The organism is Paenibacillus sanfengchensis (assembly GCF_036864765.1).
In the GTDB taxonomy this organism is placed as follows: domain Bacteria; phylum Bacillota; class Bacilli; order Paenibacillales; family Paenibacillaceae; genus Fontibacillus; species Fontibacillus sanfengchensis.
Genome location: NZ_JBAGJC010000002.1, coordinates 277694 through 292176, shown reverse-complemented (window position 1 = coordinate 292176; position 14483 = coordinate 277694). Strand labels below are relative to the sequence as shown.

Annotated in this window: 12 protein-coding genes; 8 read left to right on the top strand and 4 right to left on the bottom strand. The window is 59.3% G+C overall.

What is annotated here, in order from left to right:
* Nucleotides 1–29 precede the first annotated feature (29 nt).
* The 6 genes from V4U84_RS04745 (at nucleotide 30) to V4U84_RS04720 (ending at nucleotide 8592) form a co-directional block, all read left to right on the top strand.
* A complete protein-coding gene (locus tag V4U84_RS04745; protein ID WP_334072307.1) occupies nucleotides 30–614 on the top strand; it encodes an acyltransferase in 585 nt (194 codons plus the stop codon).
* Nucleotides 615–618: 4 nt separating this feature from the next.
* On the top strand, nucleotides 619–1758 hold the full coding sequence (locus V4U84_RS04740) for a DegT/DnrJ/EryC1/StrS family aminotransferase (RefSeq protein WP_334072306.1): 1140 nt from the start codon (nucleotides 619–621) through the stop codon (nucleotides 1756–1758).
* Nucleotides 1759–1777: 19 nt separating this feature from the next.
* Nucleotides 1778–3106 carry a lipopolysaccharide biosynthesis protein gene (locus V4U84_RS04735; RefSeq protein WP_334072305.1) on the top strand — a complete coding sequence of 443 codons (1329 nt, stop codon included), beginning with the start codon at nucleotides 1778–1780 and terminating at the stop codon, nucleotides 3104–3106.
* Nucleotides 3107–3123: 17 nt separating this feature from the next.
* Nucleotides 3124–4581: a polysaccharide deacetylase family protein gene (locus tag V4U84_RS04730; RefSeq protein WP_334072304.1), complete on the top strand. Its 1458-nt coding sequence runs from the start codon at nucleotides 3124–3126 to the stop codon at nucleotides 4579–4581.
* Nucleotides 4582–4858: 277 nt separating this feature from the next.
* On the top strand, nucleotides 4859–5962 hold the full coding sequence (locus V4U84_RS04725) for a glycosyltransferase (protein WP_334072303.1): 1104 nt from the start codon (nucleotides 4859–4861) through the stop codon (nucleotides 5960–5962).
* A complete protein-coding gene (locus tag V4U84_RS04720) occupies nucleotides 5959–8592 on the top strand; it encodes a glycosyltransferase (RefSeq protein ID WP_334072302.1) in 2634 nt (877 codons plus the stop codon). Before V4U84_RS04725 ends, V4U84_RS04720 begins: the two co-directional genes overlap by 4 nt.
* Before the next feature lie 222 nt (nucleotides 8593–8814).
* On the opposite strand, the gene V4U84_RS04715 is transcribed toward V4U84_RS04720, so the two are convergent.
* The 3 genes from V4U84_RS04715 to V4U84_RS04705 all read right to left on the bottom strand — a co-directional run bounded on the left by V4U84_RS04715 (nucleotide 8815) and on the right by V4U84_RS04705 (nucleotide 11049).
* Nucleotides 8815–9489, bottom strand: coding sequence for a DUF559 domain-containing protein (locus V4U84_RS04715; RefSeq protein WP_334076827.1), 675 nt, complete (start codon nucleotides 9487–9489; stop codon nucleotides 8815–8817).
* Between the two features lie 129 nt (nucleotides 9490–9618).
* Complete coding sequence (locus tag V4U84_RS04710; protein ID WP_334072300.1) at nucleotides 9619–10737, bottom strand: LCP family protein; 1119 nt, start codon at nucleotides 10735–10737, stop codon at nucleotides 9619–9621.
* Nucleotides 10738–10755: 18 nt separating this feature from the next.
* A complete protein-coding gene (locus tag V4U84_RS04705) occupies nucleotides 10756–11049 on the bottom strand; it encodes a hypothetical protein (protein WP_334072299.1) in 294 nt (97 codons plus the stop codon).
* Between the two features lie 538 nt (nucleotides 11050–11587).
* Here V4U84_RS04705 and V4U84_RS04700 point away from each other — a divergent pair.
* The gene (locus V4U84_RS04700; RefSeq protein ID WP_334072298.1) at nucleotides 11588–12538 is read left to right on the top strand and encodes a 1,4-dihydroxy-2-naphthoate polyprenyltransferase; all 951 of its coding nucleotides are present in this window, start codon (nucleotides 11588–11590) and stop codon (nucleotides 12536–12538) included.
* A gap of 96 nt (nucleotides 12539–12634) precedes the next feature.
* A complete protein-coding gene (locus V4U84_RS04695; protein WP_334076826.1) occupies nucleotides 12635–13774 on the top strand; it encodes a Gfo/Idh/MocA family protein in 1140 nt (379 codons plus the stop codon).
* Between the two features lie 90 nt (nucleotides 13775–13864).
* Here V4U84_RS04695 and V4U84_RS04690 read toward each other — a convergent pair whose 3' ends face one another.
* Nucleotides 13865–14380, bottom strand: coding sequence for a hypothetical protein (locus V4U84_RS04690; protein ID WP_334072295.1), 516 nt, complete (start codon nucleotides 14378–14380; stop codon nucleotides 13865–13867).
* Between the last annotated feature and the right edge of the window lie 103 nt (nucleotides 14381–14483).

Below are 14483 nucleotides of genomic sequence, written 5' to 3'. Positions count from 1 at the left end.
TATGTTTCATTAACGGAGGGGCAAAGATCATGGAAACCTATTATGCGCATCCCACCGCCGTCGTGGATGAAGGCGCCCGGGTCGGGGAAGGGACACGGGTGTGGCATTTCTGCCATGTTTCGGCGGGAGCGAAAATCGGGGCAGGCTGCAGCCTGGGCCAGAACGTGTATGTCGCTCCGAATGTGTCCATCGGTCAGGGCGTCAAAATTCAGAACAACGTGTCCGTGTACGAGGGGGTCGTATTGGAGGATTACGTATTCTGCGGACCGAGCATGGTCTTCACCAACGTACGCACGCCCCGCTCGGCATTTCCGCGCAACACGGCCGCGGATTACCGGCCGACCGTGGTCAAGCGCGGGGCGTCGATCGGAGCGAACGCGACGGTCGTCTGCGGCGTGACGATCGGCGAATCCGCCTTTGTGGCGGCGGGGGCCGTGGTCAACCGGGACGTTCCCGCTTATGCGATGGTAGCCGGTGTACCCGCCCGGCACCTGGGTTGGGTTTGCGAGTGCGGCCTAACGCTGGCTTTCCGCGATCGCAAGGCGGTATGTGCGGAGTGCGGAAGACAGTATGAACGGAATCAAGAGCTGGTCAGTAAAACGGAGGAAGGGTAGAGGGATGATGATGGAACGAGAAAACAAAGCGGGAGAAGCCAAGGGGAAAATTCCCGTCCTGGATATAGGCTGTGAGATTAGGGAGTTAAAGCCGCAGGTCATGAACGCGATCGAAAAGGTGCTGGACCGCGGCGCCTTTATTATGGGGGAGAACGTCAAGGCGTTCGAGCGGGAGGCGGCGGAGTATCTTGGCGCGGAGCATGCGGTCGCGCTGAACTCGGGAACCGATGCGCTCGTCATCGCCCTGCTGGCGGCGGGGATCGGCGAGGGCGATGAAGTGGTAACCACGCCGTTCACTTTTTTCGCCACGGCGGAGGCGATCAGCCGGGTCGGGGCCGTTCCGGTGTTCGTCGATGTGGAGCCGGACACCTTCAACCTGGACCCGAGCCGTCTGGAGACGGTGCTGACGGCCAAGACGAAAGCGGTGATTCCGGTGCATCTGTTCGGCCACGCCGTCGATATGGACCCGCTGCTGGAAATCGCCGGCCGTTACGATCTTAAGGTGATCGAAGACGTTGCCCAGGGATTCGGCGGCGAATACAAAAACCGGAAGCTCGGGACGCTGGGGGCCGCGGGATGCTATTCCTTTTTTCCGTCCAAAAACCTCGGCGCTTACGGGGACGGCGGCCTGCTGGTGACGAATGATCCCGACCTGGCCGAGCGGGCGGCCATGCTGCGGGCGCACGGATCCCGCAAAAAGTATTATAACGAGCTCATCGGATTCAACTCGCGTCTGGACGAGATCCAAGCGGCGATATTGCGAGTGAAGCTGCCGCGGATCGGGGAATGGAACGAAGGGCGGCGGCAGGCGGCCGAACGGTACAGCGCAACCTTGAGCGGTTTGACGGGAGTCACCCTGCCGGAGGAGAAGGCCTACGCCAAGCATGTGTATCACCAGTATACGCTGAGGATCGCGGACGGAAAGCGGGATGAACTGCGGGCCCGGCTGGAGGCGGAGGGCATCAGTTCGATCGTCTACTACCCTTTGCCCGTGCACAAGCTTCCGGTGTACGCTCCTTCCCTGTGGGATTTGCCCGTGGCGGAAGCGTTGGCCGGCGAAGTGCTGTCCATCCCGATCTGGCCGCAGATTGAAGCAGAAACCCAGCGTTGGATCAGCGAAAAAATAAGGCAGTCGCTGCGCTGATTCCCGGGACCGGTCGCCGATGCTGAATTACCTAAAAAACCTGACGAGGGACCATTTTTTCCGGAACGTCGTTGTCCTCGCCAGCGGGACGATCATCAGCCAAATCCTGATTCTCGCCACCTTGCCCATAATTACGCGTCTTTACAATCCTGCGGAATACGGCGTTTATTCCATGTATACCTCGATCATCTCCATCATGCTCATGCTCGTTTCGTTTTCCTATGAACAGGCCATAACCCTCCCGGAGGAGGATCGGGTCGCCAGCAGCCTGCTGAGCCTGTCCCTGCGCATCTGTGTGGCGGTGAGCCTGCTGGGCGGCGTCGGGGTTTACTTTCTGGCCGGTCCGCTGGCGGCGTGGGCGCACGAGCCCGACATTCGGGAGTATTTCGGCTTTTTTATCCTCAGCCTGTTCTTCGGCGGTTTTTATCAAATCCTGAACGGCTGGTCGATCCGAAAAAAATACTTCCGCCAACTCTCGCGGACCAAGTATACGCAGAGCTTCTCCCTGGTGTCCTCGCAGTTGCTGTTCAGCGGCTTGTTCAAGGGGCCGCTCGGCCTGATTCTCGGCGATGTGGCCGGCCGGCTCGGCGGTCTGGTCCCGCAGTGGCGGATTTGGCGGAAAGACGTGAAGCAAGACGCCCTGCACACGACCTGGAGCGATATCAAAGAGTCGGCTTACCGGTACCGGCGGTTTCCGATGCTGTCCCTGGCCTCCAACATGCTGAACAGCCTGGGCATCTATCTGCCGACGATCCTGCTGGCCGCCTTCTACGGGCCTCACGTCGCCGGATGGTTTGCCTTGGGGCAGCGGATTCTCGGGTCTCCGATGACGTTGATCACGTCTTCCGTCATGAACGTGTACCTGTCCGAATCCTCGCAGTACAGGCTGCATGCCCCCCACAAGCTGTATCCGCTGTTCAAACGGACGGTGCGCAACATTTTCCTGTTCGGTCTGCTGATCGTTCTGGTCATGGTTTTTATCGCCCCGTCCGCCTTTGCTTTCTTGTTCGGGCCGGAATGGGGCAATTCCGGTCAAATCGTCCGTTTGCTGGGCGTCATGTATTTGAGCCAGTTCGTGGCGAACGCCGTCGGAACGACGATCGACGTGATGGAGCGGCAGGACCTTCATTTATACCGGGAGATCGGACGGGTGATCATCGTGCTGGGCGCGCTGCTGCTGGCCCGGTATACCGGGCAGGGCGCTATGACGGCGGTGCTGTGGTTCAGTCTGGCGTCCACGCTGGGGTATATGCTGCATCTTTGGATGTCTTGGACCGCCGTGAAAAAATACCGGAATCTGCCGGCGGACCCGGAGCCCGGAAGCGAAGCCGGGGCGGAGGCCGGATAGGGACAGGGGGGATAACGATGCTGATGCTGCGCTGCCCGCGCTCCCGGCAGCCGGAGCGCGCCTATGCCGCGCGGGTGCTGCTGGAGGAACTGCTGGGCCTGCCCTTCGTTCTGGAATGGGAAGACAGGGACGATGTGGAACTGCGCGTGGCCGGAGCTTCGGCTCATGAGGCAAGACTGCTGCTTGCCGATGTACTGCTCGGGATGACGGAGCGAAAATGGTTGAGATCCGACTCGCTCCCCCGGGAGCCGCTGGCTCGGCTGGACGTGGAGGGCCTCGGAAGCTTGCCCGTAATCTACGGTGAACCCCTCGGGGGAGAGCGGGGGTGGCAACGGGCCGGAGGCGGCCCGGAGGCGGAAGGACAGCTGATCCGGGAGGAAGCGGGAGGCCGCGTGCTCCGCTGCGGGGTGGATTTGTTCGGCAGCAGTTTTTTTATGCTGACGCGCTATGAAGAGCTGGCTATTCCGGACCGTGACTACCATGGCCGCTTCCCGGTCCGGGCTTCCCTCGCTTTCCGCGAAGGCTTCCTCGACATCCCGGTCGTCAACGCATACGCCGAACTGCTGTGGAGCCTGCTGCTTCGCTTATGGCCGGGTTTGGAGGGGCTGCGCCGGCAGCGGCAGGTCCGGAAGGTGGTCAGCCACGATGTGGACCACCCCTTCTTTGCCCACCGGCGCCGCGGCCGGTTCAGCCTGCTCAAGGAGGCGGCCGCCGACGCGGTGAAGCGCCGGGACTTCGAGGCCGCCTGGAAGAAGAGCAGGCTGGTGCCCTGGGCCGCGGGCGGCGGCGACCGGGTCCGGGATATGGACCCGTATAACACGTTCCGCTGGCTGATGGAGCGGAGCGAGCGGGCCGGGGTGCGCAGCAGCTTTTACTTCATTCCGGAGCAGACCGACGCGCGCTATGATGAGGCTTATACGCTGAACGATCCGGAAATCGCCGGACTGCTGCGAACCATTCATGCGCGGGGACATGAGATCGGCCTCCACCCGGGGTACGGAACCTATTTGTCCCCGCCGGCCATCCGCCGGCAGTTTGAGCTGCTGCGGCAGGGGGCGGAAGCGGCCGGCGTGCGGCAGGACGCCTGGGGCGGACGCCAGCATTTCCTGCGCTGGCGGGCCCCCGATACCTGGCAGTCTTGGGAGGAAGCCGGCCTGGACTACGACAGCTCGCTCGGTTATCCCGACTCGCCGGGATTCCGCTGCGGGATCTGCCGGGAATATCCGGTTTTCAACCTGTTAACCCGGCAGATGTTGAAGCTGCGGGAACGTCCTCTGGTCGTGATGGAGCAGACCGTGCGGCATCCGGAGCATGGGGGGGACAGGTCCGAAGCGCGCGCTTTTGAGCAAATCCGCCGTTACTATCGGCAATGTGCCCGCTATGGAGGGGACTTCACCCTCCTGTGGCACAACAGCGAGCTGGTGCATGAAGCCGACCGCCGGCTGTACCGGAAGTGCCTGGATGAACTGAGTTAAGGAACGAATCCGGGTCCCAGGACAGGGGGAGGGCTGGGCGCCAATTAACGGGATTTCTTCCCGTTAATTGGATGTCTGCCCGGCAGTAGTGGGAGATTAGCTGGAAAACCTCCCGCTAATTCATCTGAAATAGGGAGTATCGGCGGTAAGGGTCGCATATTAGATGGAGTTTTTCCAGCTAAATCCGGTCCAAGGGCCCATAGGGATAAATTAACGGGAGGTTTTCCCGTTAATAAGCGGACAGCGATAATAATGGGGGAAGGGGAGGGCGAAGCCAATGAAAATCGCCTATCTGATGCACTGGAATGAAGGGCCGGAGAGCGGGGTGTTTAAAAAAGTAGCCGCCCAAATGGCCGAATGGACCGCGCTTGGCCATGAAGTTCGGCTGTTTTTATTTACCCGGCGCTGGAAGGGTGAGGGGCATGAGGGAGGTGAGGCGATCCTGGCCGATATCCCGCTGGTCACCCAAACCTACGGGAAAGGGCATAACAGGTTTGCCGCTTTCCGGATGCTCCTCACCCGCTTGGAGCAATGGGTCCCGGACGCCGTGTACCACCGGTTTGACCTTTACTACGCCGGACTCCCCCGGTTGCTTCGGCGCTTTCCTTCCATTTTGGAAATCAACACGAACGATTTGGCGGAGATGCGCCTCGGAAGCAAAATCCGCTACCTGTACCACCGGTTGACCCGCGGGCTCGTGTTGCGCAGTGCGGGGGGCTTCGTTTATGTCAGCGGGGAGATCGGAGAGGTGCCCCATTTCAAAAAATACGACCGGCCCAAAGAGGTGATCGGCAACGGTTTTGCGTTGAGCAGCGCCTCTCCGTCGCCTCCGCCTCCTTCGGACCGGGTCCGGCTGATCTTTATCGGCACCCCGGGCCAACCTTGGCATGGCGTGGACGAGATTGCGGCCTTGGCCCGGCTTCGTCCGGATTGGCATTTCGATATGGTGGGGCTTCAGCCGGGGGATGCGGCGGACGGGTCTGCACCGCACAATATGGAGTTTCACGGCAGGCTGGCCCGGATGGATTATGAACCACTGCTGCGGCAGGCGGATGTAGCCATCGGCTCCCTGGCCTTGTACCGGAACCGGATGAATGAGGCCTCTCCCTTGAAAGTCCGGGAGTACCTGGCCTATGGGCTGCCGGTCATTATCGGGTATAAGGATACGGATTTTCCGGAGCCCGTTCCCTTTATTCTGGAATTGGCGAATGAAGCGGGAAGTACGGCGAAGGAGCTGGGGGAAATCGAAAGCTTTGTGCGCAACTGGAAAGGCCGCCGCGTTCCTGCCGGTGAAGTGCTGCATCTGGATACCGCTGTGAAGGAGGCTGCCCGGGTCCGCTTTATGGAGCGGATCGTGAGGAAAGGCGGCGACAAGCCTTGAATCTGCAGCTCATTCTGATCGCGCTCTTGCTGCTTAGCGCAGGGGTGTTCTTGATTCAATGCATTACGCAAGCGGGGATGAAAATCGACGCGGCTTACGTTATCGGGTTTTGTACCTATTTTGATATGTTCGGATTCTTGTACAAAAAGGTATTGCCGGGGAACGCGCTGTTTCTGCTGATTGCCGTTCCGCTCATTCCGGCGCTTCTCGCCTGGTTCGGCAAGAGTCACGCCCCTCGCGCGCTGCTTCGCGATCCCGGAATCGGGTTATGGGGGGCGGTCTTTCTGTTATCGACGGCAAGCGTGGCCTGGGCGCCGGCCGATGCGGGGGGATTGACGAAAATCGCGATCCTGTTCATCCACGCGGCGATCCCGGGGATCTACGCCTACATCCTTTACAGGAGGTACGCGAAATTCTCCTGGACGGTGTTTGCCTTGTTCGGCCTGGCTTTTGCGGCCACGCACCTGGCGCTCGGCGAGTATTCGCCCGAATATCCCGGCCGCTTGTCTCTCCCGGGCAGCAATCCGATCTTCAATGCCCGCATGTCCCTTATCACGATCACCGTTTGCCTGTGGGCGCCGGGAATTCCGCGCCTCCTTCGGTTCGCGGCCATCGCCGCGGCGGCGGCTTCCGCCCTCGCCACGGAGTCCCGCGGACCGGTCGCCGCGTTCGCGATCGCCAATGTGATGATATTCGCTATGCTGCTCTACAGGAAGTACCGACGGGGCGAACTCCGCCACTTGGACCGCTATGCGGCGATCTTGACGGCGCTGCTGGCAGGGACGGGCTTCGCCGCCGTCAATTATTCGGCCGAGCTGGAAGCGTGGATCAGCGGGAGCCGCCTGTCCATTTTTATGAATCTTGGCGAGTTGACGGGGGACGCCAACTTCCTCGGCAGAGTGGATCTGCAGCGGCGGGCGCTGGAGCATTGGACCGAGCAGCCCTTTATAGGGGGCGGAGTGGGCAGCCTCTCGCCGCCGGCCGTCCGCGATCATCCGCACAATGTGGCGCTGGAAATCGCCGGGGAGCAGGGGGTGGCCGGACTATTGGTCTGGTCCTTCGCGTTTCTGTATGCCCTTTGGGCGGCACGCCGCCAGGCGGTGCTGCTGGTTCTTCTCCTGCAGACGATCGGAACCGCGATGATGAGCGGAGACTTCGGCTTTAATTTCGAATACGTCCTGTTTGCGTTTCTCGCCTTGGCGCTGGCCCCGGCCGGAAGAACGGCATCCGTGCCGGACTCGGGGCCGGCAGCCCTGAAGATGACGGCGGACTGGGCGTGTTCGTCGGAGGTGGCCGTGGGAAAGGCTGCCGAATCGGTCCCGGATTTCGCGAACCCGTCCCGGCCCGACTTATGGGCGGAGTGTGGGGACTCACCTTTAATTCCTGAACCAAGGAGATGCTCACGAAAAATGCGAAAAATCATGTTCCTATTAACCGGTCTCAATTATGCCGGCGCCGAAACGCAGGTCGTTCAGCTGTGCAGGGGCTTCCGGGCGCGGGGCTGCCAAATCGAGGTCGTCAGCATGCTTGAGCCCGCGGCTTATTTGGAGGAACTGCATGCGATGGGGATTCCGGTTCATTCGCTCGGCATGAAAAGAGGCGTTCCGGATCTCCGCGCCATCGCTCGGCTGCGCCGGCTTGTCGCGGCCTTCCGGCCGGAGATCGTCCACAGCCATCTGGTGCATGCCAACCTGCTGGCCAGAGTCACCCGCCTGTTTGTGCGGATGCCCCGGCTGATTTGCACGGCGCATAACCGGAACGAAGGTGGGCGGCTGCGGGAGCTCCTGTACCGGCTGACCGACCCGCTGTGCGACCTGACCACCAACGTCAGCCGGGACGCGGTCGACCGCTACATCGAGCGCCGCGTCGTTCCGGCGCGGAAAATCCGCTATGTGCCGAACGGAATCGACACGGCGCAGTTCAGGCAAGCGGCGGGCCGGCATCGCGCCGAACTCCGGGGCAGCCTTCTCCGCGAGCTTGGCGTGGGCGAAGGCGAAGGTGAAGGTGAAGGCGAGGAAGCGTTTCTTTGGCTGGCCGCCGGGCGCCTCGCCCCGGAGAAAGATTACCGCACGATGCTGAACGCCTTCGCCCTCGCCGCTGCCGCCGGAGCGGAGCCGCAAGCGTCCGCTTCCCCGGCGCTGCTCATCGCGGGCATCGGTCCCGAGCGCGCGGAGCTGGAGGCGCTGTGCCGCTCGCTCGGCATAGAGCGGCAGGTGCATTTCCTCGGGATGCGGCGCGACATTCCCGAGCTGATGGCGGCGGCGGACGGCTACGTCATGTCCTCTCTGTGGGAGGGCATGCCGATCGTGCTCCTGGAGGCCGCCGCGAGCGCCCTCCCGATCGTCGCCACGGATGTCGGCGGCAATCGGGAGGTGGTCCGGGACGGCGAGAGCGGCTGGCTCGCCGCCCCGAACGATCCCCGCCAGCTGTGCGAGCGCATGCTGGCGCTGATGGCCCTGACGCCCATCGCCCGCAGGGAGATGGGGGAGCGAGGCCGCCGCTACGTGGAGGAGCATTTCGAGCTGGAGGTCGTCCTCGACAAGTGGACGGACATCTACGAGCAGCGAGGTCATGGCCGCGGCCGCGGCAGGGTTGAACCGCCCACAGCGTCCGCTGTGGAGGAGGCCTGATGGTTTGCAAATTCCTGCAAATCTGCAGGAATTTTTTCTTTCTTCGGCCCGAAAGATGAAATGCCTGCAAAAATACATCAATTTCAACCGCCTGGTCCCGAAACGCTCTGCTGCGCCGGAAAAGGATGCAGATTTGCAGGAATTTGCGGATGGGGCCATCCATTGGCCGAAAAAAGATGCACATTTGCAGGTTTTTGAGCCTCACCCTCACCCCACCCTCACTCACAAACGCAGCATGGCGCCCGGGAGCATGGCGTATTTCACGACATGCTTGCCGCCCCGGCCCGTTATGGGGCTGAGCAGCCCTTTGCGGCAGAGCGACTCAAGATGCCGGACGGCCGTGCGGTGGTTCAGGTTCAACCGGGCCGTCACATCGCGGGGGCGTACGGGCCGGGCGAGGAGGCAGGCTAGCCGGAGAATTTCCCGCTCCGCCACATGTTCAAGCCGGTCCGGCGCTGCCGAATCGGCTTGAAACCGCCCCAGCACCAGCCTGAGTAGAGTCATGCAGAGCTCCGGGCGCTGGGCGACGTCATCATAAGCGAACGAAATGACTTGATACCCCATCGCCGTAAGGAAAGTTTCCCGGTTCAGCTCGTTGCAGTATTTTTGCCGATCCATATCGCGTACGTGCGGTCCAAACCCCTTGATTTCAAAGATCAGTTTAAGCGCCGATGTAATGTAGGCAAAGTCGCAAAAATAAGAGAGCCCCCGCCAATCCAGCACCTCAAACTCCGGGTGCAGCCCCGAAAAATCCCCTTGAACCGGCCACCAGACATTTCGGCAAAATAGCTTCTCGGCCTCCCGGTGGCCGCGTCCCAGGCGGCCTTTGCGTTCTCCCTTTCTTTTTTGCAGGTGTTCTTTGATAAATGCATCATGCGCTTCCTCGAAACGATCCAATCTCTTCATCCTCCTTTGGAAGAACAAAAAAACGTCCCGCTCCATTCGTTAAGAATGAATCGGGACGTGCTTCGTCTTTAAGGCTATTATACCGGCCGTTGTGGCGGCGTGCCAGATAGAAAAAGTTTTTTACTGTTGCTTTTCGTCGGCCGCGGGCTTTCCGTGGAGCAGCTCTTTCGCGAGTTTTTCCCAAGCCGGCGCATCGGGCATCCAGTAATAGAGTTCGTTCTTGACCAGCGGGTCCCACGCTTTGCCGCTATGGCCGGGGAGCTGGTCATACCGGAATTGCTCCTCATTCAGATCTTTGGCGAGCCAGGCCAAGCTGATCAGGTCGCTGTCGCGCAAATTGGTGTCGAGGACGTCCTCGCGGACTTGTTCGATCAACGCGGGAAGATTCTTCAGGTTTTTCGGTTGAATGACGCTGTGGACGATCTCTTTGAGTACCATAGCCTGGTTGGCTTGTCTGCCGGAATCCCCTCCGGGAAGCGACTTGCGCTCCCGGACCAGGTCCAAAGCTTCGGCGCCGCTTAAATGATTGCTCCCTGCGGGCAGGGTCATATGGGCATAGGTCAATTTGACGGGGGCGTCCAGTTGGACATCCAGTCCGCCAAGGGTATCGATAAAATGCTCGAAGCCTTCAAAATCGGTTTTGATGTAGTAATTGATCGTGCAGGAGCAGAGGTTGCTGACGGCCTGAATGGCTGCTTTTGTACCGGAGCGGGTGTTGCCGTGCAGTTCGCCCAGCGCGTGGGCATGGTTGATCTTGGTGTAGCCGATGCCGGAGAGGGGAACGCGGGTGTCGCGCGGGATCGAGACCAGGTTAATGCGCGGCTGTTCGGGATCGACATGCGCCAGCATGATGACATCGGTGCGGGAGGCTTCCCGTTCACGGGCGTCCGTGCCGAGAATCAAAATATTGAACCCCGCCGGCTGTTGTGACCGTATGGACGGGTCTTTTGCCGGCTGGCCGGGACCGTCGGAACCGTCGGAACCGGTAGATCCGTCACTACCGGCAGATCCGTTGCCCCCGGCCCTTGCAGCGGCATCGGCCCCGGCCTTTGCCATAGCGCCCGCCGGTTTGTTCCCGGCGGCATCGGCCGCAGCCGTGTCCGGCGTCGCCAGCACGGGGATCTCCGCCTGGCGGAAATGCCGGGAAGGCTCAAACTTCCCGTACGCATAAAGGCCGGCCCCCAGCAAAAGGAGCAGGAGCGCGGCCCCCCAAAGCATCGCTTTTCTCCGGAATTTCATCCTGGCGGAAATCCTCCTCTATTGATCGCTTTTGTTCCGGCGGTCGTAATAGATCGCGCCGAGCCACTGGCTCGCCGCAAACAGCACAACCAACCCGAGAACGAGCAGAAACCGATGATCTCCCTTTCTTAACAGGAGTTGGAGAAGAAACAGGGCTGCCGCAATTTCGGTCCACATGAGTCCCCGCTTGCGGAGCGCTTTGAAATCGTAGTCGCCCGTTTTCATTTTTCGCAAATTGATCCAGGCCACAACTACCAATATCACCAGAAAAATCAACGAGCCGATGAGGTCTTCTCTCGCAAAGGGGCCCATTCGTGTCAACCTCGCTTTAAGTGGTGTGAGTTACTGCATGTATGCATTGTATCTTATGGCGTAAGGGCCCGCAAACCGGAGCTTGGACAGCGTTAAAGTATCGCCGGACCGAGACCTGCTTCCTTAAAAATGCGAGTAATCATAGGTATGAAATTATTTTTTAAAAAATACCTGCAAAGAAACAAAGGCCAACGTTGTTAATGCTCACCTATTAACGGGAAAATATCCTGTTAAAATGTCCCTCTGGTCCTTTTGATCGGATTTAACTGGAAAAACTCCAACTATTACGTAGCCCGGTCGCCAATACATCCTATTTCATCTGAATTTAGCGGGAGGTTTTCCAACTAATTTACCCCTACTGGCGGGTAGCCACCCAAATAGCGGGAGAAAATCCCGTTGTTCGACGAATTGGACTCCGTTCATATGGAGGGGAACATCCCTTTGTGTAGTTTGTTTTGTCAAGGACTTTTCAGACAGCAGATATTTTAAAAATTAGATACCATCATTTTAAGAAAAGGCGATAGAAGGAATGATAGGAATGGCCATTCGGAAATTTTTCAAATTGGTGGAGATACAGACCAAAGCGGCCAGCATGATCCCGTTTTTGCTGGGAACGGTGTATGCGCTGTTCCGGTTTCAAGAGTTCCGGGCGCTGCATTTCGTGCTGATGCTGCTCTCGCTGCTGAGTTTTGATATGGCGACAACGGCCATGAATAATTATTTCGATTACAAAAAGGCGGCGAAAAAAGACGGCTACGGCTATGAAGTCCACAACGCCATCGTCCGATATAACATGAACCCCGGGGCCGTAGTGGCCGTCATTGTCATTCTGCTGCTCATCGCGACCTTGGCTGGGATCGCCTTGTTTCTCCAAACGGGTCTGCTCGTTTTGCTGCTTGGCGGACTGTCTTTTGCCGTCGGGATTTTGTATTCGTTCGGGCCTATCCCGATTTCCCGGATGCCGCTCGGCGAAATTTTCTCCGGCTTGTTTATGGGGTTCGTCATCATCTTTATTTCGGCTTATATCCACGCGGGTGAAAAGCTGGCTTCCTTGTCGCTTCGAGGCGGCACGGTACTGCTGCAGGTTCATCTCGCGGAGGCGCAGTTGATTTTTCTCGTCTCCATCCCGGCGGTGCTGGGTATCGCGAACATTATGCTGGCGAACAATATCTGCGACCTGGAGGAGGACGTGGAAAACAAGCGGTATACGCTGCCCGTCTACATCGGACGGCCCCACGCGCTGCGGCTGTTCCGGGTTCTTTACTACGCGGCCTACGCCGATCTGATCGTTTTATGGTTCCTGCGGGTGCCTCCGCTGCTTCTGCTTCTGGCTGTACTGACTTTAATTCCGGTATGTAAAAACATCTCCAAGTTCACGGCGAAACCGACCAAGCAGTTTACGTTTGCGCTCTCGGTACAGAATTTCATGCTGACGAATACGGCACGCATCGCCATTTTGGGGCTGGCCGTTTTGTTTACGATCCGGTAAACCGGGCCCGTCTCACGGGTCCCGGTTTATTTGTAGTACAATGGAGATTAGAGACCAGTCAGTTGCGAAGAGGTTGTAATAAAGGAGATGGCAAAGATGGGGCAACATGAGGACTATGCAATCGGAAAATACGGCGGAAACGGAAGCGGGCAGCCGAGACGTAAAAAGACCGCTTTCGGAATCCTGGGCGGCGGCTGGCGGGCCGAATTTTATTTGCGCATCGCGAAAGCGCTTCCCGACGAGTTTGAAGTCGGCGAAATCTGGGTGAGGGATGAAGCGAAGGCCCGGGACTTGGAGACCCGCTGGGGCGTGAAGGCCACGGCCGATCTTGAAGGCTTTTTGGGCCGCCGCGGCTTCTCCTTCGCTGTGCTTTCGCTTCCACGGAATACGGCACCCTCTTACATCGAGCGGCTGGCGGAGCTCGGCATTCCGGTGCTGACGGAGACGCCGCCCGCCGAAAGCCTGGAGGGCCTGCTCCGGCTCTATGACCGGGTCGGGCCGGCGGGCCGGGTGCAGGTGGCCGAGCAGTTCATCCACCAGCCGATGCATGCCGCGCGGCTGGCGGTCGCCCACTCCGGGCTGCTCGGCGGCGTGTCCCATGTCCAGGTGTCCGCCGGACATGGATACCATGGGATCAGCCTCATTCGGCATCTGCTCGGGATCGGCTTCGAAGACGCCGAAATCCGCGGAGAGCAGATCGTGAGCCCGCTGATCAAAGGGCCGAACCGTCATGGCCTGCCGCCGCAAGAACTCCTGACGGATTCCCGTCAGGACCTGGCGCTGCTGCGCTTTGGCGGCCGAACCGCCCTGTACGATTTCACCTATGATCAGTATTTCTCCCGGATTCGGGGCCAGCGGGTTCTCATCCGGGGGCACCGCGGTGAAATCGAGGGGCGTGAGGTCCGTGCTCTCCGCGATTACCGCACGCCTCTGGCCCTGGAACTGCGCCGGATCGACGCCGGGCAGGACGGAGCGTTGGAGGGCTATTTCCACGAGGGTGTCCTTTGCGGTGCGGAATGGGTGTACCGGAATCCGTTCCCGGGGGCGCGCCTAAGCGACGAAGAAATCGCTATGGCCGTTTGTCTGCGGAAAATGGCCGATTATGCCCAAGGCGGCCCTTCCTTCTACAGCCTGGCGGAGGCCTCGCAGGATCAGTACCTGAGCTTGCTTATGGCCGAGGCGATCCAAACGGGCCGTACCGTCGTTTCCGTACGTCAGCCGTGGGCGGCTACATAAGGCTGTGCCGGTGGTGGCCGGTAAAAGGCTTAAAAAAAGCCGGCCTCCCTTATAAAAAGCAGGAAACCGGCATTCCGCGCCGATGATTCGCTATCTGTTATAGTGCCTTTTCTTGGGGGCGATCATCACGCCCGCGCCGATGATAATTAAGGCAATCGCCAATACGGGTTGTCCGAAAATCATCCGGTTGTACAGCGTACCGAACGAAAATACGGCAAAGAAAAGCAAGGACAGCACGGCCAGAATGTTAATCGGGATCAGCAGGTATTTATTCCGGTTGCCGAACCAATAAAATTCAAACAGACCGACGGCGGGGGCGAGGATAAATCCGGGCCATAAATACTGCCAGCTGTCGAAGAGGGTGGCGACTTGGCACACTAAGCCGACCGTAAACAGAATACCTCCCGGGATCAACAACCCGGTGGCTCTCCTGTTCGTCATCGAGAAATACAGCCAGTGGAAGAGCAGCCCCAGCGGAATAATGAACAGGGTGGCCCAAAATGTCCCGAACAGCGTGCCCGTACTGATCGCTTCCTTGCGGAAGAAGAACAGGTAAAAACCGAGCAGGATCAGCACGGGACCGAGCCAGGTGGTTTTTTTACTCATCAAATTCGATCGCTCCTTTAGTCTTGATTCATCTTGTCACAGCATACTACAAAAATAGTAAGTCATCTTCGGTCTCTGGGGAAGTAAAATCCTGGACCTAAGT

Excerpts from the sequence above, each read along its gene's own strand:
- V4U84_RS04745 (WP_334072307.1), top strand. The coding sequence starts at position 30 with ATGGAAACCTATTATGCGCATCCCACCGCCGTCGTGGATGAAGGCGCC.
- V4U84_RS04740 (WP_334072306.1), top strand. The coding sequence starts at position 619 with ATGATGATGGAACGAGAAAACAAAGCGGGAGAAGCCAAGGGGAAAATT.
- V4U84_RS04735 (WP_334072305.1), top strand. The coding sequence starts at position 1,778 with ATGCTGAATTACCTAAAAAACCTGACGAGGGACCATTTTTTCCGGAAC.
- V4U84_RS04730 (WP_334072304.1), top strand. The coding sequence starts at position 3,124 with ATGCTGATGCTGCGCTGCCCGCGCTCCCGGCAGCCGGAGCGCGCCTAT.
- V4U84_RS04725 (WP_334072303.1), top strand. The coding sequence starts at position 4,859 with ATGAAAATCGCCTATCTGATGCACTGGAATGAAGGGCCGGAGAGCGGG.
- V4U84_RS04710 (WP_334072300.1), bottom strand. The coding sequence starts at position 10,737 with ATGAAATTCCGGAGAAAAGCGATGCTTTGGGGGGCCGCGCTCCTGCTC.
- V4U84_RS04705 (WP_334072299.1), bottom strand. The coding sequence starts at position 11,049 with ATGGGCCCCTTTGCGAGAGAAGACCTCATCGGCTCGTTGATTTTTCTG.
- V4U84_RS04700 (WP_334072298.1), top strand. The coding sequence starts at position 11,588 with ATGGCCATTCGGAAATTTTTCAAATTGGTGGAGATACAGACCAAAGCG.
- V4U84_RS04695 (WP_334076826.1), top strand. The coding sequence starts at position 12,635 with ATGGGGCAACATGAGGACTATGCAATCGGAAAATACGGCGGAAACGGA.
- V4U84_RS04690 (WP_334072295.1), bottom strand. The coding sequence starts at position 14,380 with ATGAGTAAAAAAACCACCTGGCTCGGTCCCGTGCTGATCCTGCTCGGT.